This window comes from Mesorhizobium sp. WSM3879 (genome assembly GCF_002294915.1).
Classification (GTDB): domain Bacteria; phylum Pseudomonadota; class Alphaproteobacteria; order Rhizobiales; family Rhizobiaceae; genus Mesorhizobium.
Genome location: NZ_NSFZ01000006.1, coordinates 142620 through 166924 on the forward strand (window position 1 = coordinate 142620; position 24305 = coordinate 166924).

Sequence of the window (24305 nt, forward strand, 5' to 3'; positions counted from 1 at the left end):
CGCTCTGCTATTTCAGCGGTGCCGTATGCTCGCAGTTGGGGAACTGGCTGCAGCCCAGGAAACGGCGATTGGCAGGTCCAGTTCGCTCGACCAAGTGACCGGCGCGACATGCTGGGCATTGACGCAGAAGCTCGCCGTCTATCGTCTCAAAGCGGAGGTCGTTGCCGGCAATCTCGGAGAGCTCACGGATGTAGCGGGATGGTTCCCGAACGTTGGCGAGCAGGAAGACGCCGCGGCTGGCGCGAGTCAGGGCCACATAGAACAAGCGCCGCTCCTCCGCATATTCGAACGCTTCGGGTCGCGGCATCACGAGATTGAGCAGCTCATCGTCCTCGATCCGGCTCGGTACCCCATAGTCGCCTTCGCTGACATCGAGCAGAATCGTGTAGTCCGCCTCCAGCCCCTTTGCCCGATGGAACGACAGGCCCGACACCTCGATGTTGTCGGACGATGAGGCCAAGAAGCTTTTTGGAGATGGCGCCGCGCGTATCGTCAGGCAAGCTGTTGATGGCAAGCTCGATGGGCGCCCGCCGCTGATCTATTGCCGGGACGAACGCACTTTTCTGGCTGCACTCGGTGTGCTGCAATGGATAGCGCAAACGCTTTGACGGGGTTTCATCGACTCCTTCTGAGTGGCTTGTTGGATAGTTCCTTGATCTTATGACTACGTTACGATGCGGTTCATGCAGCGGGCACCATGCCTTCCACGAGGTGCCATGACGATCAGGCAGGCGATTTGCGCTTCCGTCTACAACTAGATTCGCTGGTAGCTTATGTTTCTTCATACTTTGCGGGTAGCGAATGATCGTCAGGATCTTCGGTTGAACTCGGACGTCTAGATGCGCGCGCTAGTCGAGCAGTGGAACCATCTCGAACCTCCGCCTACAATCGGGCGTGAGAGGGAGCGTGCCAGGCTTCTCGAGGCACTGCGGCAACCGGGACAAATCGTGGAACTCGTGGCATCAGTCGGCATGGGAAAGACCACGCTGCTGAAGCGAGTTTCCCTCGATGCGCAGGAGACTTTCGGGGGAGTGGTGGAGTACTTCGCGGGTAGCGATGCCTTCCCTTTGAGCGCAGCGGTCGATGTGATCGCCCAAAACCTTCGCGAGGCGCGCGGGCACAGTGTCCTTGTGATCGATGCAGCCGATCCGTTGGATCCAACTGATACGCTCAAAGCGATCGATCGCCTCTCCTCGGGGCCGTGGTCCTTCTCAACGGTTATCGCCTCCCACAAGGGACTAGGGCTCAGCGGTCCCATCGTCGAACTTTCTCCGCTTGGTGGTTCGGCATTTCGGGAACTGCTTGAGTCTCAGTTCGACGGAGCCTTGGACGCGGCCGGCATGGAACGGTTATGGGAGGCGACGCGGGGCAACCCGCTGCTTGCCCGGCTGCTGGGAGAGCATTGGCGAGCTGGGAAGATCAGAGAGGTTGGTGAATTCACGCGGCTCTTCGATCCCTGGAACAGGTCTGGGCTGCTCGGTCCAGATGGTCGGCCGTTGCAGCAAGGCAGCAAATCGGAGCAACGCATCATCACCGATGTGCGTGAGGTCAGCGACGCCCTGCTCCTCCAAGTTGCGAGCAATCCGCGGCTTCTATACGAGATGCCGCCGCGCCGGTTCGAGGAACTAGTAGCCGAGCTCCTGGAGCGTGCCGGCTACTCCGTCACCCTGACGCCCCAGACGCGAGATGGCGGCAAGGATATGTACGCGGCTCGTAGCGACCAGTTTGGCGCGTTCCTTTATGTCGTTGAGTGCAAGCGGCACTCGCCTGACCGACCTGTTGGCGTCGGGGTCGTTCGGGCACTGTACGGCGTTGCGCAACGCGAGCGCGCAACCGCTGCAATGCTGATGACGACATCCTACTTCACTGGCCCCGCGCGTGAGTTCGCCGAAGACCTCCAATATCAGATTGCACTCAACGACTATTTCAATCTACGCCACTGGCTCGATCAGTACGGCCAGTGACGGAAGCCGTTCGAACGTAATCACCCGAATTTCGACTAGGCGACACCATTGCCAAAGCAGCACATCACCTTTCGGAGCGCCGCCAATGCAATCACCTCGGTGCAAGATGCCTCCTGCCAGTCGCTCGTTCTCAGCCCGGACGGTCAACTTGACTCCGGCTGGCGCTTTCCACCTGAACAATTTCGCTGAGAGTTAGGAAAACCAGCATCCCTTGGTCAGCACCCGTTGCGGCTAGATAGTCTCTCAGCTGACCGGCATAAGCGCTTCGAACGGCGGGGGAGGGGTTGATGTCTGACTTCCAATCAATCACCACCTCGACCTTTCCAGTTCTGATTGCGAGCGCATCAGCGCGGCCTGCGAGGAGGAAACCCTCGCCTGACGCCCAAATCGCCACTTCGGGCACCAGCCAGGGACGAAGCGCTGCGACCTCCGGCAAAGCGATCGCCCGCAAGGCACAACCCGCCATTTCTGATGGGTCAGGTCGCGGTTCTTCGTCGGTCTCCGTTACGAGTTGGCCTAGCAAAGCGCGCGCTCGGGCAACTACTGCCTCACCTTCAGTCGGAAGCTCGCCAGTGAGGAACTCCTCCATGAGCTTATGCAGGACAATTCCACGCAATGCGCCCGCACCCGCGACCTCTACAGTTTGACCCGGTGCGTCGGTGACGATGACAGTATTGAGCGGATCATCTGGGCGATCCTGATCATGGTCGCTCGGGCGACGCCAGACGATCGACGGAGCGCTCTCTTTGACCTTGCGCTGTTCCAAGGCGAAGACATCTGCCGTCTGCTCATTGCCGCTGGTGCTTTCTGGGCGGACGTCGGCGGCCACGAAGTCCGAAACGTTCAGTTCCGGGAGATCCACCTGCCGCAGATCGATCGAACTGAACCACGAGCCTTTCGAAGCCTGCGGGATGTGCGGAAGGATCAGCAGGTCGCGCGCCCGAGTACATGCGACGTACCAAATTCTCTCGCGCTGATTGGCGTCTTCCTGACTTTCTTCGGCGCGCGCCGCTGCCAGGTCCAGTGGAGACACGCCTCCAAGCATCCAGTGCAAGCTGTCGTCCGACTGCCGGTGAACAAACCGGTCTGGCCGATAGAGCTCTGTCGTCGAATTGATGGGGATCACGATGGGCCACTCCAACCCCTTCGCGCTGTGTATCGTGACAACCTCGATTGCATGCTCGGCTGCGTCGATGCGTCCTTCGGGTGCCCTTGCCTTACGCTGCCAATCGGCCTGGAGATCGCGCACAAACGCGCCCAACCCTGAAACTCCATAGCTTCGCGCACGCTCGATCAATGCATCGAGGTTCGCGATCGCACGCGCGTTCCGGTTCCGGTGCCGGGCGGCCACGATCACCCGGGCGTTCAGACGTTCGATAGCCTCCGCAAGAATCAAACTCGGCGTCGAGATCGACACTCGGCGTCTTAGGTGCTGCAGCTGCTCCAGGATCGATCTTGCGAGCGGATGCCGCACGAGGGTCGCATCGGTTCTCGCATTGAAGAAGCTGGGCCGACCTTCGATGGGAGGAAGGGCAGCGGTGATATCGAGAAGCTCTTGTTCGGCCAGCCCGACCAGTGGTCCGCGCATGAGCGCACCGAAAGCGAGGGTGTCGGATGAGTCCGCCAATACACGGAGCAGTGCAAGGATGTCTTGCGTTTCCTGACGCCGCATAAGGCTTTGGCCTGCCTGAGAAGAGACGGAGAGGTCACGCTTCTCCAGTGCACGCTCGTAGCGCCAGAGCTCGGTATGACCCGGAGAAAGAAGCGCAATATCCCCAGCGCGAAGCGGAGAGAGGGAGCCATCCGCACGTGGAATCATAACATTGCCGATCAGGCGCTCGCAGATGTCGGCAACCCGCTCCGCCTCCGCCTCCCGGAACATGTCCGCGTAGACGCGCCCCTCGGTCTCCACATGAATCGTGAATCTCGTCACGCAAGGCACGGGATAAGCACCATCCGGTATCGTCGGAGCCAAAGCGACATATCTGGGCTGCGAGCCCATGCCAAAGATCCCCTCGAAGCACGTGTTCACATGCTTGATGATGGCGCTCTGAGATCTGAAGTTCGCTGTGACGTCGATGACGGCACCGTCATCTTGTGCGCTGATCAGCCGACGAGAGAGTTCATAGGCCTCGATATCGGCGCCGCGGAAACGATAGATGGCCTGCTTCGGGTCGCCGACGAGAAACAGCGATCCCGGCCGCAATCGACTGTCTTCCCAACGCTTCAGACGATCTTCGTTTGCAGCAATTGAGAACAAAATCTCGTTCTGGATGCGGTCGGTGTCCTGAAATTCGTCGACCAGGATATACCTGTAGCGCTGCCCAATGGCGCGGCGCACCGCTTCGTGGTCACGGACCAATGTACGCACATGGAGGAGCAGGTCATCGAAATCGAGCACCGCAGCAGCCCGCTTCTGTCGCTCATAGTTATCGAGAAGCAGATCCAGTGACGATGACAGTTCACAAACCAATCTGCTCGCGATGTGACCGATCAGCTCGTTCCAGGCGTCACTGACGACTTGGTAGCGTTGAAGAGTAAGATCGCTGGCCGTCTCTTCGCGATAGGCACCGAGGACCTCGGCGGCTTCGCCATAGGCCTTGAGTTGAAGGCCTTTGCTGGTGAATAGCCGTGAGTGACCTGCGTCGCAGAGCTTCCAAAGCGTTGCGAAATCCGGTGGCCGCTCAAATGCGTTCTTGTATCGAGCAGCCAGTCGCTGCAGTTCCAGAGCGATTTCTCGCGGCCAACGGTGATCACCAATACTCGCCTGCCACTTGTCGAAGTCATCGACGGCCTGGAGGAATACGATGTCTGGACGCCGGTCCGCCGGTGGCGCGATCGGCGTCGCGTCGGGGTGTTTCCTGCGGAGCAGGGCGAGCTCTCGGATCAGATCTAAAACCTGAAGCGGGATTTGCTCGGCGAGGACGACAATAGGGTCCTCGTCGACCGCATGCTCGCCGAGGCGCCGCGAGAACCAAGCGGAAAGTTCGCCAAGGAAGAGCCAGTCCGCGACGGTCGCATCAACGATGCGCGCACCTGGGTCCAGTCCGGCCTGAACGCCATGGCTATGAATGATGGCTTGACAGAAGCCGTGGATGGTCGTTGCCGTAAGTTCGTCAAGCCGAGGGGCTGCGGCCGCGAGTGCTGCGCGCTGGGCGGATGTCAGTCGATCCGGCAGCACCGGTTCGAGGAATGCGGGTATCGCATCCGCCAAGAGCGCGTCGACTGTTTCCCTGATGCGACGATTGAGCTGGCTTGCAGCGAGTTCTGTGAAGGTGATCGCCGCTATATCCCCAGGCAGATGACCGCTGGCGAGCATCATCGCGACACGCCCCGCCATAAGCGAGGTCTTGCCGGTTCCAGCGGCGGCCTCGACCAGGAGGATAGAGCTGAAATCGGTCATCGCCCGCCGACGGTTCTCCTGATCGACCAGCGTCATGTGGTGGAATTCCAGAGCTTGCCGAGCTTCTGGTTGGCCGCGCGGAATTCGGAGCTTTTGCGGCGAAGGTAGCTCTCCCGGTCCGCCGGCAGCGCCAGGCGCATGTCGTCATAGTGAACGTCCTGCTCCCACCGAGGCGCGATCTGTCCGCTGCGAACAATCCCGACCGCCGCGACGAGATAGCTCGTCGCTTCAGCGATGGCGCTATCGAGCTCGTCACCTCTCAATTCGAATTTGGCAGGATCGTCAGCGAGATAGATCAGCCTGGCGACGATCGTCCTAATTTCAGGAAGAAGTGTTCGGACCGCCATCGCGTATAGGACCCGCTGCAGCTCGCGTCCCTGGCCGAGGGCGATGCGCTGGGTCTTCGGAGGCGGTTTGGCGCTCTTGTAGTCGGTGATCTGAGCGCCGTCGCCAGACGCCCGGATATCGAGCCGATCCATTCGGCCACCATAGACTAGACCTGCCTCCGCAATTGGGATCTTGACCGTCGCATCCCATGGCAGTTGGACCGCCACAGGCTGTTCCTGGCCGAACGGTATTTCACTCCAGCTACGTGTGTCGGCCCTGGTGGGATCATCCGAAGCAAGTCCCCTGGATGTCCGTCGAGCCGCCTCTTTCACCGTATGACGCCAGAGAACGGGTGGCGGGACCGAGCGTTGCAAGGGCCACGACGTCATGATTGTCGCCGATGCGGCCGCGATGGCGGCCTCGATTTCCTCTAGAGTTGCACGCGCAAACCCGGGTTTCGGCTCAAGGCTGGAGATTGCACCGCTAATCAGCTCGTGTACGAGCTCGCCAAAGGCGATCGGGTCGAGCTGGAGCGGTTCGGGCTCCAGGCGGATCGAACGCCAGTCAAGCGCGTAGCGCCACACGAAGCCGAGGGGATCCCGCAGCAGACGCTGGAGCGATGTTGTCGATTGCGTTCGAGACAGAGCGGTCACGATTGCCGGATGATCTGGTGCGACCAAGCCGTCATGGGGTGTCAACCCAGAGTTCCATTGCCAATCTCGCCAGCAGAGCTGGCTCTGTCGGACGTGCTCGACTTGCGCTGCGTCCCGCGGCCGGGCCAAGAGGCGGTCCGCCTCGCTGAATGCATGCCCGGGAATGCGATCTCGCTTATGAAGTATCTCGTCCGCGGGCCATAGTGAGCTTGGTGACAGGAGGCTGCCTTTCGCACTCCGCTCCGGCCGCGACAGGACTAAAGCCTCGCGCGTTCCAGCCCGAATGACTTCGAAGTGTTGCCGATCACGTTCGGCCATCGTGACCGGATGAAGCCTGCGCCGGTCGAGAAGATGGTCCGGCATAAGGGGATCGTCGTTCTCGAAGCGTGGCCATGATCGGCTGGTCAGGCCGAGCAAACGGGTGAACGGTCGCGGGCACGCCGCCAGATGGGACGCAGGGCACCACACGACGCTGTTGGCCGGCTCGCGACCGTCGCTCACCCGCAAAGCCTGCAAAGAAAGCGCGACAGCGTGGGGCGGTGTGCTTCTCAACGCCTCGTTCCACATAGCTAAACTCGCACCTGAGAGCAGCAGGAGGCCGGCTTCCCGGCCCGAATCAGGCCCGCGCGCGAGAAGTTCAAGAAGCGGGAGAAGAATGCGTTCAGTGAGGTCGTTCGTCTGGCGCTGCGGCCGGGCCGCCGCCAGAGCTTCACGCCATTGGTCGAGGGTCTTGAGACCAGCGCGGCGCGGTATCGCCGTGAACCAATCGTCCGGAAGAGAGCTCACGAAGGGCCGAGCCGGCAGGCGCCTGAAAAGCCTCCACACGCGCTCCTGACTAAGGCCGCTGATCAGGATGTCGGCTAACGCCGCACACGCTTGCCCGTCCGGCGTGCTGAGCGCGGGAACGCCGTGCGAGAAATGGAGCGGGAGAGCAGCATCGCGTGCGTAGGCAAGGAAATGCTCATCCCAATCTGGCGTCGCCGTTGCAGCGATGGCAATTTCCTCGGCCTTCACCTCGCCCGATGCCAGAAGCTCACGCACCCATCGCAATGCTTCTACAACTTCGGATTTGGGGTCGGCGCTCACCTCCGCGGTCGAGCGCGATGGGCTGGACGGTACTCGGCTGCGCACCTTGCCGTCGAACCATCCGTTTTCGACTTTGCCCGGCATATCCCACGCCACGTCGGTGAAACGCGCAATCGCATTCAGCAAGGGACGCCATATGGGGTCGACGTCGACGATCCCAGCGAGTGTTACCGGTCCAAGCAGGACGTTCGCCAGGGAAACACGCGCGAGCGCTTCGTCGCGCAGGTCGCGGGGTAGCAGTCGAGATGGAGGGAGACGGCCGCGTATGCGCTTCTCGACCAGATGCAGATCGGCGAAGCGGCCGACCTCTTGAGGAAGAGACGATAGGTCAATATCGGCCCGCCATGCTGCGTCGAGAGACTGAAGGAGCGCTCGCGGCATACCTGGCAGGCTCGCAACGCGACTGATGTCGCGAAAGCCGCCAGCCGCCAATGCCGCCTGAATGGCTGGATAGAGAACATCCGTGCCCGCAGGAGTTATGAACCCGCCGGCGAGGCGGGCTGCAAGGAACGGAAGTGTCAGGATATCACGAACAAGCCTGCGCTCGCGCGCCGCCGTGGCACGCTGACTACGAAATGCTAACGGGCCATCGACAACCAGCGTCTCCCGCATCAACATCTACGCGGCCGCCATCGGCTGCGGGATGATTTCGCTACGCTCTATGTCTCGATCGGCACCGAAATCATAGAGGCGACCAATCCGCTGGCCGTCCCAACGGAACCGGTAATGGGCGCCTTGCACGCCCTTCTCCAAAAGAACGTCATCGTTGAAAATACTGATGAATGCGCTGCCGGGCAATTCGGCCATGTTGAAGATGACGCCATCGACACCATCCTCATACAGGCGCTGGCCGATTTTCCATCTGGCGGCCTGAGAAGTGTCTGGCGTCACTCCCCGCAGGTCGACGAAGCTTCCCATGACTTTGTTGGTTATCATCCGCATGTCAACGCCGCAGGCCGGCTCGTCAGTGCGAGAAAGAAACTCCTCACGTCTGATGATCGCTCTGGCGAGAGCGCCGCGCTCGTCGGATGCCAGCTCCATGACTGAATACGGGGGAGGCAGGAAGTGCGTCCCTTCCGGCATGGGATACGAGAAGGGTGCGTGATTCCAGTTCTGAAGTTTCGGCGAACTGGAATCCGCAGATATGTTCCCACCGGTAATCCGAGACTTGGCGGCAAGACGCGGGTTCGTGATCGTCTCGAGCTCGGCGGCAAGCGCCTGCATCTCCCGAGAGCCGAATTTCTCGTAGATGTCGATCGTAGGATATTTTGAAGGGATCAGTCGGCGATAGTGCCCGTCGACTGCGATCTGCGGATGTTCCAAACTTACCCTCCGCGTTGGGCATCGACATATTGTCGTACCCTAATAATGTCGCTCAAATTCCCGTTCAGCATGATGTCCAGGGCGGACGTTCCCTCGAAATATCGATTTGGTCGGCGAATCCACTTCACGGCAGCATCAGGTGAGTCGAGCAGGATAGTAAGGGCCTTATAGATAGAGCCCAAGTGTGAGATCCGCTCCAGCGTATCCACAGAAACGTCGCCGCCATCTTTACGCCAACGGAAGTATGTCGAGCGGGCCGGCGATCCCAGCAGCTTGATCTGCTGATCGGTGCTCAAGTCCCAGATTTCCGCGAGTTTGAAGAAGAAGTCGAGGGGGGTGGGCTGTGCCCTGTGAGGCTGGTCTGTGGGTGCTGTCCATTTTTTCGTATCCATCGGGGCTCCTCGATGAGCGTCAAATCGGACTTGATTTGCAAAATCAGTCCGATTATACACAGTCTCATAACGGACTGAATCGAGACTATCTGTCCCTTCCGGGATTTCGTCAAGGTCTGGAGCGTTTGTCCGTGCGCTCCGAAATGGAGAGAGAATATGGAAACGATTCTGATGAAGGCCGATGGCGACCGGAAGCATGGCAACGGTACCTTTCAAGTCGAGGTCGGCGATAAGAACTTCGATTTCGCCGCGGTCACGTTCGACGACGCCAAGATCACAGGCGCACAGGTCGCCATGTCGATCGGCAAGCATCCCGTCGAAGACTTCGTCGTGTTGCGGCATCTGAAGACGGGCGAGTTGGAAACCTTGCGCCCGACCGAAACGTCTGAGCTGGATAAGAGCAAGGTCAACCGCTTCTTCGTGGTGGAAGGCGGCGTCACGCACCGCTTCTTCATAGAAGGCCTGGCGATGGAGTGGCCGCGCAAGAAGCTGATCGCCTCGCAGATCAAGTTTCTTGCCGGCGCCGGCGACGAGCTGGCGCTGATCCTTGAGCGCCCGGGCCTCGACCAGATTTTCGACGATGATGACGAGGTCAACATCGGCGGCGACGAGGTCGAGCGCTTCAAGCTGCGCAAGCGCAAGAAGACGGTGACGGTAATCTACGGCGGCGATGTCGAGTTCGAACTCGAGCGCCGCGTTTACACCACCGAAGAGCTGATGAGCGTCTTCGGAGTTCCCCCTGGCTACAAGCTCGACATCATTGGCTCGGATGGCGTCTTCCGTGAGATGGCTCCGGGCGAGCGCCTGAAGGTGAAGGACGGGATGGAATTCGCCTCCCATCCGCCGGTGGGGCAGTCGTCATGACGGCCCAGCTCCAACTTGCGGCATTGCGGCGGATTAATCGCCTGGCAGAACTGTGGGACGAGGGGGGCCAACCCCTCGTCTTTCTCCCGAGGTCCTGCACAACGGGGGTACCGTGACGATAGACGGTCTGCTCTGTCCGCGCAGCCATTCGAGCTACACGACGCGCCTCTTCCTGTCGAAGCCCTTCCCGAACCGCGGTCAGAACTGGACGGTCCACCAGATCATGGGCCGCGCGTGGCACGCGATGTCCTTCAACAATGTGCCTGCCTCGTTGCCCTGGACAGAAATCCTCGCAAACCACCTGGGGCAGCTCAAATGAGAGTAAGCCTCAAGATCGCCGGTCCGCTGCTCGACCAGGTTCGGTGCGACCTAGCAAGGCCGCACGTCTTCGCGCACGAGCGTGTCGGCTTCCTGACGGCAGGCGCAGCCATAGAGCCAGATGGCCTGTTGCTGTTGGTTCGCGGCTACGTGCCGGTCGACGACGAAGACTACGAAGTCGCTCCCGGTGTCGGCGCAAGGATTGGCTCTAACGCCATGCGCAAAGCCGCGCAGGCGGCCTATCGGCCGGCCTCGACCCTCCTCCATGTCCATACCCACGGTGGTCGCGGCCTTCCGCGTTTCAGCGGCGTAGATCTTGAGAGTGGCAACACGTTCGTGCCCGGGTTTTTCCAGTCGTGCCCGAAAATGCCGCACGGACTGCTGGTTTTGAGCAACGACGGCGCAACTGGCTTGCTGTGGCTTGAGCCCGGCAAGCGCTCCGTTCCGATCGACCGTTTCATCCGCGTTGACCAACCGGTCGTCGCGCAATGGAGTGCGAAATATGAGCTGGCTTGATCGTCAGAGCTTTTTGGGCCCGCACAGCGAACGGCCATTGGGTGAAGTGACCGTCGGCTTGGTGGGCCTCGGCGGAGGCAACTCGCATGTTGCTCAGCAACTGGCCCATGTCGGCATCGGCAACTTCGTGCTGGTGGACGAGGACCGCATTTCGTTGACCAATCTCAACAGGCTGATCGGCGGCACCTGGTGGTACGTGCTGAAGCGCGCAGTCAAGGTCGAGGTCATGAGGCGAATGATCGAGGCCATCAATCCGAGGGCCCAGGTCGAAATCCATCGCCAGCAGTGGCAACTCGTGGGTGACGCGCTCAAGTGCTGCGACGTCATCGTGGGCGGCCTCGACAACGTGCGGAGCAAAGACGAGCTCGACGCCTTCTGCCGACGCTTCCTCATCCCATACATCGACCAGGGCATGGACGTACACAAGCTTGAACCTGGGCACGGACATCTTGTTGCAGGTCAGGTTGTCCTGTCCCAGCCGGGTAGTCCGTGCCTACGCTGCCTTGGCATTGTCACCGAGGAGGCGTTGGCCGAGGAAGCCCGTAAATATGGCGCTGCCGGCGGGCGTCCGCAGGTCGTGTGGTCCAACGGTGTGCTCGCCTCGCTGGCGGTAGGACTGGTCGTTCAGATGGTCACGCCATGGAACCGACGGGCCAGGGCAGGTGCCTATCTCTCGTATGACGGCAATACCGGCCTGGTCTCCGAGGCCGACCGGTTCCGGCGTTGGTCGGCGCCTTCTTGCCCGCACTATCCGCCGGCGGCGGTCGGCGACCTGAGCTTCGACATTCGCAGGTATGTAGAAAAGAATCCGAAAGCCAAACGGCCTACAGGTTGGATTCGCTGGGTGCCTAGTTGGATTCCAAGGTGTATGCGCAACGGTTGAATTTGGCCCAATGTCGCCCCGCATAGCAGTTTGCAGCTGACGGCCCGAGGCGAGGGGTACATTGCCGCCCGTAGATGTTTCTCCTCGGACGATTGCGGCACCTTCGGCGTTCACCATCTGTGCTCGAAAAGTCGCATAAAGGGCATTATGTTATGATGTCCGGAATTATTTGGCATTTCATGGGGTTTACCCAGTCCGGAATTATGGCCGCGGGTGTTCCGCCTATACCATTGAAAACAAGAGAGTCTTCAGGTCGTGCATAGGGACTCCCGATCTAAACACCGGGTTTACCAATGGCCCCCATCACAGCTAATTCTGGATTGGCGTTAAGTCGTTGGATTGGCGTAGAATCTGAGCGCCTTTATTGGTCAACCCGCTTGCGGTAGGCAACGGATTGGTCAACCCAAAAACCCAGGATTGGTAAACCGAAGTAGCAGCCCTATCGACCAAGATTCAGCTCTGTACTTCCCCGCGAGCGCGGCGGCACATTGGGCGAACAGCACAGTGCCAGAACTCGACAAACAGACAAGGGCCTACCAAAGGTCGTCCGATCGTCTGGAAAGGATGCTCTCTCGATTGTAGCTGGATACGTCGGGGGAGGTAAGATATTGTTCCCTAGCCCAGCTAGTGACCAGTAGTAGGCCTATGACTTTTTCTTCGTTAGTTCTAGAATGCCGCCGACTATGACTGCGACGCTAAAAGCTCCCAACAATGCCAGAGAAGCCACCCGCCAGAAGTCGAGGATGCCTCTGCCCGAGTTAGCTCGGTCGCGCCATATACAGACACGTCCGTATTCATCGTTTCTCCTTCTAGCACATGAAGATCAGTCAATGTCGACTGCCGGAAGGCAGAATCGCCGCCGTGCAATGAGAACATCAAGACTCGTGCCAACCGCGCAAGGAAGCTTCGCGGAGGTTCTAATGCTTCCGAATGGCGCCGCTTCTGAGGCGAACTCCATTGTGGCCGCCATGAACATGTGCGCAAACACCCTCAGGATACTGCCCGTCCACGCATGAGCCGGGTCGGCAATTGAATGGGGTCCGAAGCGGGTCGCTCACAACCATTCGAATTGAGCTGCCTTGGCTGATGGTTCCATCATCGTCATCGGCGGCAGCTCTTCCGGAATCGCCATCGCCTGGAGTTGCTCCGCGCCCGACGCAGGGCTGCGGCGAACCGTTTGCCAGCAACGTTGTCAGCGGCAGCATCCCAACCGCATGTAGATGGTGATATGCGATTGACCATGGCGATCCTGTCGCCATACTCAGCGGTCTTAGCGTTGGAGCCAGCCTCGGCGATCATGGCTTCGGTGGTGACGAGCAGGCCGGCGACCGGGGCGGGGTCCTGGAGAGCAGTGCGCACGACCTTGACCGGGTCGACCGGTGGTGGCCAGCGAAGCGCGCAGCAGCGCGACGCCGCCGCCGTGCGGAAGCCTCGATCGTTGGCACGCGCCTACCGGCATCGCCGACAGGCGCCGAATGGTGAGATGGTCATCCTGCGAACGGACGAGATCTCGCTGACCCGCCCGGTGTGCCTGCTTCGAGGTCGCGCCCTTTGTTCTCAAGGATCTTGCCGGCAAGTCAGCGGCGCCAACTCCGACCAGACCTGCCTGCACGACCAGTTGCGCGGGATGGTCCAGGCGACCGTTCGTGATCTCGACCGGATCGACGCCGTCCTGGGACAGGAAAGCAGGCGCGCCAGCTACGAGGAAATGGCCGACCACATCCGGCGCGCAGCCATCTCGACCGGCGAACTGGAGGTGACCCCCGGCTACAAGGAACTTTTCGCAAACTGACCAGCTTATGGCGCCGTACCGACCCACGCTTTGCGGGCGCGTTCCGGTTCACGCTCCGGGTCGATGCCACATGACGAGTCTAACAACCCTTGTTAAGTTGTCCTTTGCGCCTTTCGTGTTTCCGGACTTGACATCCTGACTTCTGGGACGGACGGCTGTCGAGATCGGTCGCGAAGGCTAACGAGGTCATCGGGCGGGTCGCGACAGACGAGCTCCCGTATCCTGGCCAGTGGTCAGCCACCGACCTTGCGTTCCTCGCGGACTGCAGACGCTTCAACGCGGAAGTGCGAACGCGGTTCGAAGGGGATTACCCGGACGTACGTCAGCCGACACGCGCAATCGAGGCGTTCGTCGACTCAATTGACCGCTATTCATGTTCAGTGCTGCAAGTTCCGGCTGCGCCGAAGGTGAAGGAGGCGCTTGCCCGGACTGCGGCCCGCGCTGTGACCTTCGCGCTCGTCGGACTCTCTGTCGCGACTTACCCCGTCGTACCTGATTTCGCCATTTCCATCGCAAGGAGTCTGGGCTAGGGCTTCGCAAGCTCAGCTGGTTCGACCGCAACTGGATGGCCGAGCCAGTCCGTCTCTCTGCAAGCCATGACCCGGGCGGCCGTTGAATAGCCGATCAAAGACTTCGCGCGTTCACCGCGGTTTCGAGAATCAACCCAAGGACGCGAGCAAGCCGGGTGCATCGTGGGCTTCGTCTTTGATCAGCCTTGTCACCGAAACGACGCCGATGTCGTCCGGCTCGGCGAAGTCTGAAGTGTTGATGGCCTTCCAAAAGCGCGGCTAAACGACAACAAGAGTTGGTTGTGTTGCAAAATTTTTTCTGTGTCATGAAGGTCAGTCGGGACCGGCCGCTTTCATGCCGCGAGTACGGCCATGAACGGAGGCTGACGCGACTCAGAAAGAGGCCTACGGGTGCGTACGTGGGGTGCTTTTTGCGCTACAGCCGCGCCTCCACGCGCCCGAAGGCAGCGGACGGTAGATCCGCTTCCGAGCGATTGGTAGTGGATCAAAAGCTCCGGAGATCTGCGCCGCTGACCATCGAATTCCGATGGTTCTTCCGCGCCGCCCCACATGATTTGAGCGCCAACATCAGCAATCGCTGGTGCCCTGATGTGCCGGTCAGGCTTCAATGACGGGGAAGTGGGAGGATGGCGCGTTTGCGGGGTGTGTCGCCGGTCTGGGGTGGGATGATCGTATACTATCCGACACTGTTCTGTCGCTTTTGTTGGGTCCCTGCCACCGGTCTTTTTCGCCGAGCTCTTGTCTGGCCTCACGATAATCCGCTCAAAAGCAATCACAATGTTTTTTCTTCTGCCGGGTCGGCCAAGTTGGCACGAATTTTGAAACTCCTTCGTTGGGAGCCGAGGCCGCCGGCCGACCTTCATTTCGTGGATGACACCGCGATCGATGGAACGAAGAAAGAAAAGCAAATGTCAATCCGCATCAAGATATCATTCTATGGCAAGGCGGCCTCGGCGAGGCCGCCCCGTACTGAAACAGGCGCCGCCCTTGTCGACCCTTGCGCCGGAAAATCTTGATGGCCGGCTGCGACTCAAAGGCCGGCCCACCACACTCGCTCAATCCTGCCTTCAAAGGCGCAGGATAAGTTCTGCATCTCGCCCCGCGCGGTATGGCTGGACAGTTATACGTTGGCCAATCTTGATAATCGAGCCGGCTACGCCGCGGAGGACGTCTACATGCCGTCTTACGTCATTCGCTCCCCGCAGCGCCTTCCGCCCTTCCATCGCTTAGAGAGTGAAGTGCCACCATGTCCGAACACCCCTTGCCGACACTGCCGATGTGGCGCGTCGATCACATCGAGCCCTCGCCCGAGATGCTGGCGCTACGCGCCAACGGTCCGATCCACCGCGTGCGCTTCCCGTCCGGGCACGAAGGCTGGTGGGTGACAGGCTACGACGAGGCCAAGGCGGCGCTGTCCGACGCGGCGTTCCGGCCCGCGGGAATGCCGCCGGCGGCATTCACCCCGGATTCGGTGATTCTCGGTTCGCCGGGGTGGCTGGTCTCGCACGAGGGGGGCGAGCACGATCGGTTACGTACGATCGTGGCGCCGGCCTTCAGCAACCGCAGGGTGAAGCTGCTCGCGCAGCAGGTCGAGGCGATCGCCGCGGAGTTGTTCGACACGTTAGCTGTCCAGCCCCAGCCCGCCGACCTGAGGCGCCACTTCTCCTTTCCGCTTCCGGCCATGGTCATCAGTGCGCTGATTGGCGTGCTCTATGAGGATCACGCCTTTTTCGCCGGGCTGTCCGACGAGGTGATGACGCACCAGCATGAAAGCGGCCCGCGCAGCGCATCGCGTGTGGCCTGGGAAGAACTGCGCGCCTACATTCGCGGCAAGATGTGGGACAAGCGCCAGGATCCGGGCGCCAACCTGCTGACGGATCTGCTCTCGGCGGTCGACCAGGGCAAGGCGACCGAGGAAGAGGCGATCGGCCTGGCGGCGGGCATGCTGGTGGCGGGGCACGAGAGCACCGTGGCGCAGATCGAATTCGGCCTGCTGGCCATGTTCCGCCATCCGCGACAGCGCGAACGCCTGGTCAGCGATCCATCCCTGGTGGACAAGGCGGTGGAGGAAATCCTGCGCATGTACCCGCCGGGCGCGGGCTGGGACGGCATCATGCGCTATCCGAGGACCGACGTGACTATCGCGGGCGTGCATATCCCCGCGGAGAGCAAGGTGCTCGTCGGCCTGCCGGCGACGTCGTTCGATCCGCGCCATTTCGACGACCCGGAAATCTTCGATATCGGACGCGACGAAAATCCGCACCTGACGTTCTCGCACGGGCCGCACTACTGCATCGGCATGGCGCTGGCCAGGCTGGAACTCAAGGTGGTGTTCGGTTCGATCTTCCAGCGCTTTCCCGCGCTGCGCCTGGCCGTGGCGCCCGAAGCGCTGAAGTTGCGCAAGGAGATCATCACTGGCGGGTTCGAGGAGTTCCCGGTGCTCTGGTAATTCACGGACGCCGCCGGGAATCGCAATCTCTCCGCAACTTGCCGGCGCCCCTGGCGCGCCGGTCAGATCAGCCAGCCAATAGGTAACCAAGATGGACGTGCAAGAAACCATGGCAGCATGCCGGGACGCCTTCGCCGAACTCGCCTCGCCAGCGTGCATCCACGACCCGTATCCATTCATGCGGTGGTTGCGCGAGCACGATCCGGTGCATCGCGCGGCGTCAGGCCTCTTTCTGTTGAGCCGCCACGCCGACATCTACTGGGCGCTCAAGGCCACAGGCGATGCGTTTCGGGGACCGGCTCCGGGCGAACTGGCGCGCTATTTCCCGCGTGCGGCGACCAGCCTTTCGCTCAGTCTGCTGGCGTCCACGCTAGCGATGAAGGAACCACCGACGCATACGCGTCTGCGCCGGCTGATTTCGCGCGATTTCACCATGCGCGAGATCGACAACCTGCGGCCGAGCATCGCGCGCATCGTCGCAGCGCGCCTGGACGCCATGGCGCCCGCGCTGGAGCGCGGGGAGGCGGTGGACCTGCATCGGGAATTCGCGCTGGCCTTGCCTATGCTGGTGTTCGCCGAACTGTTCGGCATGCCCGAGGACGACATGTTCGGGCTCGCCGCCGGCATCGGCGCCATTCTGGAAGGCCTGAGCCCGCACGCCGGCGATCCCCAACTCGCCGCGGCGGATGCGGCCAGCGCCAAGGTGCAAGCCTACTTCGGTGAGCTCATCCGGCGCAAACGCACCGATCCCCGCCACGACATCGTCTCGATGCTGGTCGGCGCACACGACGACGATGCCGACACGCTGTCAGATGCGGAGTTGATCAGCATGCTGTGGGGCATGCTGCTGGGCGGCTTCGCCACCACTGCTTCGAGTATCGACCATGCGGTCTTGGCCATGTTGGCGTTTCCCGAACAGCGGCACTGGCTGCAGGGGGACGCCGTGGGGGTGAAGGCATTCGTCGAAGAAGTCCTGCGCTGCGACGCGCCCGCCATGTTCAGCTCCATTCCGCGTATCGCCCAGCGCGACATCGAACTGGGCGGCGCGGTAATCCCAAAGAACGCGGACGTGCGCGTGCTGATCGCGGCCGGCAATCGCGACCCCGAAGCCTTCGCCGATCCCGACCGCTTCGATCCCGCGCGGTTCTACGGCACCAGTCCTGGCATGTCGAGCGATGGGAAGATCATGCTGAGCTTCGGCCACGGCATCCACTTCTGCCTCGGTGCGCAACTCGCCCGGGTGCAGTTGGCCGAGAGCCTGCCGCCGATCCAGGCGCGCTTCCCCACGCTGGCATTGGCCGAGCAGCCGACCCGGGAGCCCTCCGCGTTCCTTAGGACGTTTCGCGCGCTGCCGGTGCGGCTGCAAGCGCAGGTGGGCTGAGATGCGCGTGGTGGTCGACCAGGACCTGTGCGGAACCACCGGGCAGTGCGCGCTGACGCTGCCGGGCACCTTTCGCCAGCGCGAACCGGACGGAGTGGCCGAACTGTGCGTGGCAACGATTCCGCAGGCGCTGCACGCCGCCGTGCGGCTCGCAGCCAGCCAGTGCCCAGTCGCCGCCATTCTGGTCATCGAAAGCGACGCTGGCGATGAGGAGCTCGCCAGCGCCGACCCTGCGCCTTCTCCGGTGGAGGTCGAGCGGCATGCCGCGAAAGACCAACGCAATCCAGGAGGACACGATGGGACGGTTTGAAGGCAAGGTGGCGGTGGTGACCGGCGCCGGCGCCGGCATCGGCAAGGCATGCGCCCTCGCCATCGCGCGCGAGGGCGGCAGAGTGGTGGTGGCCGACATTGATGCCTCGGCGGCCATCTCCTGCACCACGCAGATCGCGGCCGAAGCAGACCACACGCTGGCCCTGGCCATGGACATCGCCGACGCGCAGGCGGTGGCAGCGCTGTTCGAGGCGGCGCAGCGGCACTTCGGTGGGGTCGACCTGCTGGTGAACAACGCGAGCGCCATGCATCTGACCCCGCGCGACTGCGCGATCCTCGACCTGGACCTGGCGGTCTGGGATCAGACGATGGCGACCAATCTGCGCGGCACGCTGCTCTGCTGCCGACAGGCCATCCCACTGATGATCGCCCGCGGCGGTGGCGCGATCGTCAACATGTCGTCATGCCAGGGGCTCAGCGGTGACAGCGCGCAGACGTCCTACGCCGCGTCGAAGGCGGCGCTGAACATGTTGTCGGCCTCGCTCGCCACGCAGTATGGTCATGCGCAGATCCGCTGCAACGCCGTTGCGCCGGGTCTCATCATGACCGAGCGTCTCCTCGCCAAGCTTGACGAATGCATGCAACGGCATCTGCGCCGGCACCAGCTCCTGCCGCGTGTCGGCCGCCCCGAGGACGTGGCCGCGCTGGTGGCGTTCCTGCTCTCCGACGATGCTGCCTTCATTACCGGGCAGGTCGTGTGCATCGACGGCGGCATGCTGGCGCATGTGCCGACATACGCCGACGGAGGCAACAGCCCCGCCGCGCGGCCTACCGGGGGCATCGCCGAAGCGGCCGCGGAGCAGCACTGCTGATGGACATGCTGCTCAACCCCCTGGACCGTCGGCACCGGCTGCGGCATGACATCCCGGTCATGCCCGGCGCTTTCCCGCTGATCGGGCATCTTCCCGCCATCGTCTGCGACCTGCCGCGCCTGCTGCGGCGCGCGGAACGGACGCTGGGCAGCTACTTCTGGCTGGATTTCGGCCCTGCCGGCCACCTGATGACCTGCATGGATCTGGATGCGTTCGCACTGCTCCGACACAAGGACGTGTCCTCGGCGCTGATCGAAGAGATCGCGCCCGAATTGCTTGGCGGAACGTTGGTCGCCCAGGACGGCGGCGCGCACCGGCAGGCGCGCGATGCGATCAAGGCAGCGTTCCTGCCGAAGGGGCTGACCCAGGCCGGGATCGGCGACCTGTTCGCGCCCGTCATCCGAGCGCGGGTGCAGGCGTGGCGCGACCGCGGCGACGTAACCATCCTGCGCGAAACCGGCGACCTGATGCTCAAGCTAATCTTCAGCCTCATGGGAATCCCCGCGCAGGACCTGCCGAGGTGGCATCGCAAGTACCGGCAACTGCTGCAGTTGATCGTCGCGCCCCCAGTCGACCTGCCCGGACTGCCCTTCCGGCGCGGCCGCGCCGCCCGCGACTGGATCGACGCGCAGTTGCACCAGTTCGTCCGCGACGCGCGCGCGAATGCCGCGCGCACCGGGTTGATCAACGACATGGTGAGCGCCTTCGATCGCAGCGACGATGCGCTCTCCGATGACGTACTGGTCGCCAACATCCGCTTGCTGCTGCTCGCCGGTCACGACACCACCGCCTCGACGATGGCCTGGATGGTGATCGAGCTGGCGCGGCAGCCTGTGCTGTGGGACGTCCTGGTCGAGGAAGCGCAGCGCGTAGGCGCGGTGCCGACCCGGCACGCGGACCTGGCGCAGTGTCCGGTCGCCGAGGCGCTGTTCCGCGAGACGCTGCGAGTGCATCCGGCGACCACGCTCCTGCCGCGTCGCGCGCTGCAGGAATTGCAGCTCGGCCAGCGGCGCATTCCCACGGGCACCCACCTGTGCATCCCGCTGCTGCATTTCTCGACCTCGGCGCTGCTGCACGAGGCGCCTGATCAGTTCCGCCTGGCGCGGTGGCTGCAACGCACGGAGCCGATCCGGCCGGTGGACATGCTGCAGTTCGGTACCGGCCCACACGTCTGCATCGGCTACCACTTGGTATGGCTGGAAATGGTGCAGTTCTGCATCGCCTTGGCGCAGACCATGCACGAGGCCGGGGTGCGGCCGCGTTTGCTGAGCGGCGTCGAAAAAGGCCGGCGCTATTACCCGACCGCACATCCGTCCATGACAGTCCGCATCGGTTTCTCATGACCTGGCATGGCATGCCCCGTGTGGCGAGGCAGCGGCGCCGGCGACGGGCAGCATTGCAGCACTCGGCGCAACCGCTCGGCGCCGGCAAAACTGCGGCGGCTCGGCGCTCGCAGTGGCCGTGTCAGGTACAAGGACTATGAACAACATGCAGACCGGTTCCACGCTACACGACGACCGAACTGGCGTTTCCGCGCTCGGCGGATTGGCCGCGCAGGCGCGCGGCGCATCCGGCGCGCTACCGCCGGAGATCTGGATGCAGGACGGCGCAAAGCGGGTCGAACAGGCGCTTGCGCGTCTTCTCTGCGCCGAAGATGACGGTGAGACCGAGCTGATGGCGGCCATGCGCTACGCCACCTTGCACGGCGGGAAGCGCACCCGCGCCTTGCTCTGTCTGGCTGCCGGCGCACTGGCCGATACGCCGGCGCACATGCTCGACGACGTCGGAGCCGCCATCGAGATGATGCACGCCTGTACCCTGGTCCACGACGACCTGCCCGCGATGGACAACGACGTGCTTCGCCGCGGCCTTCCGACCGTGCACGTCAAGTTCGGCGAAGCCACTGCGATCCTGGTCGGTGATGCGCTGCAGGCGCACGCCTTCCTGACCTTGGCGACGCTGGATGCGCCGGGTAACAACCGTATAGCGCTCGTGCGCGAACTGGCGCAGGCGGTGTCCGCCGAGGGTGCCGCAGGCGGGCAAGCCTTGGATCTGTCGCTAGTCGGAAAGCACGTCGAGCTGGACAGGATCATGGCGATGCACCGGATGAAGAGCGGGGCGCTAGTACGCGCGTCCGTCCGCATGGGCACGCTATGTGCCATTGCGGAGGATACGGTGCACGCTGCGCTGTACCGTGCGCTCGATCGCTACAGCGCCTGTTTCGGGCTCGCCTTACAGGTGGTCGACGACATTCTCGACGCGACAGCCGACGCCGCGACGCTGGGCAAGACCCCCGGCAAGGACGCGGCGGCGCAGAAGCCGACTTGCGCGTCGATCATGGGGCTGCAGGCAGCGCGCCAGTTCGCGCTGGATTTGTTGCGCGACGCCGGGGAGGCCATCGCCCCGCTGGGGCCGCGTGCGGAACCGTTGGCGCAGATGCTGCAGCGGGCCAAAGCGTATCTCTGCAAGCACGCGCCATGCGCATGAGCGCGCCCGTCCGAATGAAGTCGCCCATGTGCCGCTGCGATCGGCCGGGGCCAGCGGTGCATGCTGCGCTGCGTCCGAGTCCGCGGCGATGGTCAGCGATTGCCCAGCACGGCCGCGGCACACCGGCGCGCCGCGCGCAAGCCTATGCAGCGCACCGGCGCCAGCATCGGGGCGCGTCGCCGCGCCGCAGCAGGGCGGCCGCCCGGCGTTGCACATGCGCCGGGCCGCGACGCGACGGGCCTGCGGCGAGGCGCGCGGCGTCTGCCCGATCCTGATTCTCGTCAACCGTCTGCCGAAGGAACATCCCGCGTGAACGCGCTGTCCGAACAGGTCCTTTCCGAACTGCGCCACCTGCTGAGCGAGATGAGCGATGGCGGCGCCGTCGGTCCGTCCGTGTACGACACGGCGCGAGCTCTGCATTTCCACGGCAACGTCACCGGACGGCAGGACGCCTACGCGTGGCTCATCGCGCAGCAACAGGCCGATGGCGGATGGGGAAACGCGGACTTCCCGCTGTTCCGCCATGCGCCCACGTGGGCGGCGTTGCTCGCACTGCAACGTGCCGATCCTATTCCCGGCGCTGCCGACGCAGTCCAGGCTGCAACCCGATTCCTCAAGCGTCAGCCCGATCCCTACGCGGATGCGGTGCCGGAAGACGCGCCGATCGGCGCGGAGCTGATTCTGCCGCAGTTATGCAGCGAGGCTTCATCCCTGCTGGGCGGCGTGGCGCTTCCGCACCACCCGGCGCTGTTGCCGTTGCGGCAAGCGTGCCTGGTCAAGCTGGGGGCGGTGGCGACGTTGCCGAGCGGCCATCCGTTGCTGCACTCCTGGGAAGCCTGGGGGACATCGCCGACCACGGCATGCCCGGATGCTGACGGCAGCATCGGCATCAGTCCGGCGGCCACCGCCGCGTGGCGTGCGCAGGCCGTGAGACAGGGGAGCACGCCGCAGGTTGGGCGCGCCGACGCGTATCTGCAAACGGCATCGCGGGCGACGCGCAGCGGCATCGAAGGTGTCGTTCCCAACGTCTGGCCGATCAATGTGTTCGAGCCATGCTGGTCGCTGTACACCCTGCATCTGGCCGGGCTGTTCGCGCATCCCGCGCTCGCTGAGATGGTGCGCGTGATCGTCGCGCAGCTCGAGGCCCGCCTGGGCGTGCGCGGTCTGGGCCCGGCCCTGCACTTCGCGGCCGATGCGGACGACACCGCCGTTGCGTTGTGCGTCCTACGCCTTGCAGGCCGCGACCCGGCGGTCGATACGTTGCGCCGTTTCGAAATCGGCGAGCTATTCGTGACCTTCCCCGGCGAGCGCAATGCTTCGGTTTCGACCAACATCCATGCCCTGCATGCGTTGCGACTATCGGGCAAGCCCGCCGCCGGCGCCAGCGCCTACGTCGAGGCCAATCGCAACCCGCACGGTCTATGGGACAACGAAAAATGGCATGTCTCTTGGCTGTATCCCACCGCGCATGCGGTCGCTGCGCTGGCTCAAGGCAAGCCCCACTGGCGCGACGAGCGCGCGCTGGCGGCGCTGCTGCAGGCGCAGCGCGACGACGGCGGCTGGGGCGCCGGTCGCGCGTCCACATTCGAGGAAACCGCCTATGCGCTGTTCGCGTTGCACGTGATGGACGGAAGCGAAGAGCCGATAGGGCGCCGACGCATCGCGCAGGCCGTGGCGCGTGCGCTGGAGTGGATGCTCGCCCGCTATACGGCGCATGCATTGCGGCAGATGCCGCTGTGGATCGGCAAAGAACTGTATTGCCCCACCCGGGTAGTGCGCGTGGCCGAACTCGCCGGGTTGTGGCTGGCGCTTGGTTGGGGGCAGCGCGTGCTGGCCGAGGGAGCAGGAGCGGCGCCATGACCCAGACCGAACGCGCGCTGCAGCAGGTGCTGGAGTGGGGGCGTTCCCTGACCGGGTTCGCCGACGAGCATGCCGTGGAAGCGGTCAGGGGCGGCCAGTACATCCTGCAGCGCATCGACCAGAGCCTGCGCGACACCAGCGCCCGCACTGGCCGCGATCCGCAGGATGAAACGCTGATCGTGACGTTCTATCGCGAACTGGCGCTGCTGTTTTGGCTCGACGATTGCAATGACCTTGGGCTGATCGCCCCGGAGCAGCTCGCCGCGGTGGAGCAGGCGCTGGGGCAGGGCGTACCGTGCGCACTCCCCGGATTCGAGGGCTGCGCTGTGCTAAGCGCTTCGCTGGCCGGGCTCGCCTACGATCGTCGCGACTATGCTCAGCTTCTCGACGATACCCGGTGCTACTGCGCGGCGCTGCGCGGCGGAGACGCGCAGGCAGCAGGGGCGGAACGCTGGTCCTACGCCGAGTACCTGCACAACGGCGTCCATTCGATCGCCTACAGGAACGTGTTGTGTTGCCTGTCGTTGTTGTGGGGGCTGGACATGGCGACTTTGCGCGCGCGTCCGGCGTTTCGCCAGGTCCTGCGGCTCATCTCCGCGATAGGGCGCCTGCAGAACGATCTGCATGGACGCGACAAGGACAGGTCGGCCGGCGAGGCCGACAACGCGGCGATTCTGCTGCTGCAGCGCTATCCGGCTATGCCTGTGGTGAAGTTCCTCAACGACGAGCTGGCCGGCCATACGCGCATGCTGCACCGAGTGATGGCGGAAGCACGCTTTCCCGCGCCGTGGGGACCGTTGATCGAGGCCATGGCAGCCATCCGCACACAGTATTACCAGACCTCGGCCAGCCGCTACCGCAGGGACACTGCGGGGGAGGCCAGCGTGGGCCGGCCTGAAGGCGCGGGAGGCGGCGACGTGCGCGCGCTGCCGTCA

The 24305-nt window shown here is 63.1% G+C and carries 19 protein-coding genes and 1 pseudogene; 15 read left to right on the forward strand and 5 right to left on the reverse strand.

Going from position 1 to position 24305, the window contains the following annotated elements; genetic code table 11:
• Window positions 1-7 precede the first annotated feature (7 nt).
• Window positions 8-433 carry a topoisomerase DNA-binding C4 zinc finger domain-containing protein gene (locus CK218_RS15775; RefSeq protein ID WP_245420472.1) on the reverse strand — a complete coding sequence of 142 codons (426 nt, stop codon included), beginning with the start codon at window positions 431-433 and terminating at the stop codon, window positions 8-10.
• A gap of 4 nt (window positions 434-437) precedes the next feature.
• Between CK218_RS15775 and CK218_RS30620 the strand changes: the two genes are divergently transcribed.
• On the forward strand, window positions 438-608 hold the full coding sequence (locus CK218_RS30620; protein WP_179294521.1) for a hypothetical protein: 171 nt from the start codon (window positions 438-440) through the stop codon (window positions 606-608).
• A gap of 339 nt (window positions 609-947) precedes the next feature.
• Entirely contained in the window at window positions 948-1964 is a 1017-nt protein-coding gene (locus CK218_RS15780; RefSeq protein ID WP_170954334.1) for a restriction endonuclease, read from the forward strand.
• A gap of 130 nt (window positions 1965-2094) precedes the next feature.
• On the opposite strand, the gene CK218_RS15785 is transcribed toward CK218_RS15780, so the two are convergent.
• Genes CK218_RS15785 through CK218_RS15800 form a run of 4 tightly spaced genes read right to left on the reverse strand, consistent with a single transcriptional unit; the run spans window position 2095 to window position 9148 of the window.
• Window positions 2095-5403, reverse strand: coding sequence for a UvrD-helicase domain-containing protein (locus tag CK218_RS15785; RefSeq protein ID WP_095802354.1), 3309 nt, complete (start codon window positions 5401-5403; stop codon window positions 2095-2097).
• Window positions 5400-8045, reverse strand: a complete 2646-nt coding sequence (locus CK218_RS15790; protein WP_210201064.1) for a PD-(D/E)XK nuclease family protein — start codon at window positions 8043-8045, stop codon at window positions 5400-5402. Before CK218_RS15790 ends, CK218_RS15785 begins: the two co-directional genes overlap by 4 nt.
• Window positions 8046-8051: 6 nt before the next feature.
• On the reverse strand, window positions 8052-8756 hold the full coding sequence (locus CK218_RS15795) for an RES family NAD+ phosphorylase (RefSeq protein ID WP_095776562.1): 705 nt from the start codon (window positions 8754-8756) through the stop codon (window positions 8052-8054).
• A 2-nt stretch (window positions 8757-8758) separates the two neighbouring features.
• On the reverse strand, window positions 8759-9148 hold the full coding sequence (locus CK218_RS15800; RefSeq protein WP_095776561.1) for an antitoxin Xre/MbcA/ParS toxin-binding domain-containing protein: 390 nt from the start codon (window positions 9146-9148) through the stop codon (window positions 8759-8761).
• A 156-nt stretch (window positions 9149-9304) separates the two neighbouring features.
• Here CK218_RS15800 and CK218_RS15805 point away from each other — a divergent pair, with 156 nt between their 5' ends.
• The 13 genes and pseudogenes from CK218_RS15805 (at window position 9305) to CK218_RS15870 (ending at window position 24268) form a co-directional block, all read left to right on the forward strand.
• Window positions 9305-10012 carry a multiubiquitin domain-containing protein gene (locus tag CK218_RS15805; protein WP_095776560.1) on the forward strand — a complete coding sequence of 236 codons (708 nt, stop codon included), beginning with the start codon at window positions 9305-9307 and terminating at the stop codon, window positions 10010-10012.
• A gap of 112 nt (window positions 10013-10124) precedes the next feature.
• Complete coding sequence (locus tag CK218_RS15810) at window positions 10125-10331, forward strand: hypothetical protein (protein ID WP_095828275.1); 207 nt, start codon at window positions 10125-10127, stop codon at window positions 10329-10331.
• Complete coding sequence (locus tag CK218_RS15815) at window positions 10328-10846, forward strand: hypothetical protein (RefSeq protein ID WP_095776558.1); 519 nt, start codon at window positions 10328-10330, stop codon at window positions 10844-10846. The genes CK218_RS15810 and CK218_RS15815 overlap by 4 nt, the downstream gene beginning before the upstream one ends.
• Window positions 10833-11729 (forward strand): ThiF family adenylyltransferase, encoded by an 897-nt coding sequence (locus CK218_RS15820; RefSeq protein ID WP_095828276.1) that lies wholly within the window; start codon window positions 10833-10835, stop codon window positions 11727-11729. The genes CK218_RS15815 and CK218_RS15820 overlap by 14 nt, the downstream gene beginning before the upstream one ends.
• Window positions 11730-13167: 1438 nt before the next feature.
• A complete protein-coding gene (locus CK218_RS15830; protein ID WP_141245930.1) occupies window positions 13168-13521 on the forward strand; it encodes a hypothetical protein in 354 nt (117 codons plus the stop codon).
• Between the two features lie 1776 nt (window positions 13522-15297).
• Window positions 15298-16500: a cytochrome P450 gene (locus tag CK218_RS15835; RefSeq protein ID WP_095828277.1), complete on the forward strand. Its 1203-nt coding sequence runs from the start codon at window positions 15298-15300 to the stop codon at window positions 16498-16500.
• A gap of 91 nt (window positions 16501-16591) precedes the next feature.
• Window positions 16592-17881, forward strand: coding sequence for a cytochrome P450 (locus tag CK218_RS15840; protein WP_095776553.1), 1290 nt, complete (start codon window positions 16592-16594; stop codon window positions 17879-17881).
• A gap of 1 nt (window position 17882) precedes the next feature.
• Window positions 17883-18191, forward strand: coding sequence for a ferredoxin (locus CK218_RS15845; protein ID WP_095776552.1), 309 nt, complete (start codon window positions 17883-17885; stop codon window positions 18189-18191).
• Window positions 18178-19023 (forward strand): SDR family oxidoreductase, encoded by an 846-nt coding sequence (locus CK218_RS15850; protein ID WP_095776551.1) that lies wholly within the window; start codon window positions 18178-18180, stop codon window positions 19021-19023. The genes CK218_RS15845 and CK218_RS15850 overlap by 14 nt, the downstream gene beginning before the upstream one ends.
• The gene (locus tag CK218_RS15855) at window positions 19023-20366 is read left to right on the forward strand and encodes a cytochrome P450 (protein ID WP_095776550.1); all 1344 of its coding nucleotides are present in this window, start codon (window positions 19023-19025) and stop codon (window positions 20364-20366) included. Before CK218_RS15850 ends, CK218_RS15855 begins: the two co-directional genes overlap by 1 nt.
• 136 nt (window positions 20367-20502) lie before the next feature.
• The gene (locus CK218_RS15860) at window positions 20503-21510 is read left to right on the forward strand and encodes a polyprenyl synthetase family protein (protein WP_170954335.1); all 1008 of its coding nucleotides are present in this window, start codon (window positions 20503-20505) and stop codon (window positions 21508-21510) included.
• A gap of 309 nt (window positions 21511-21819) precedes the next feature.
• Window positions 21820-23370 (forward strand): hypothetical protein, encoded by a 1551-nt coding sequence (locus CK218_RS15865; protein ID WP_095776548.1) that lies wholly within the window; start codon window positions 21820-21822, stop codon window positions 23368-23370.
• Window positions 23367-24268, forward strand: a pseudogene (locus tag CK218_RS15870) (hypothetical protein). Before CK218_RS15865 ends, CK218_RS15870 begins: the two are co-directional and overlap by 4 nt.
• The last annotated feature ends 37 nt before the right edge of the window (window positions 24269-24305 follow it).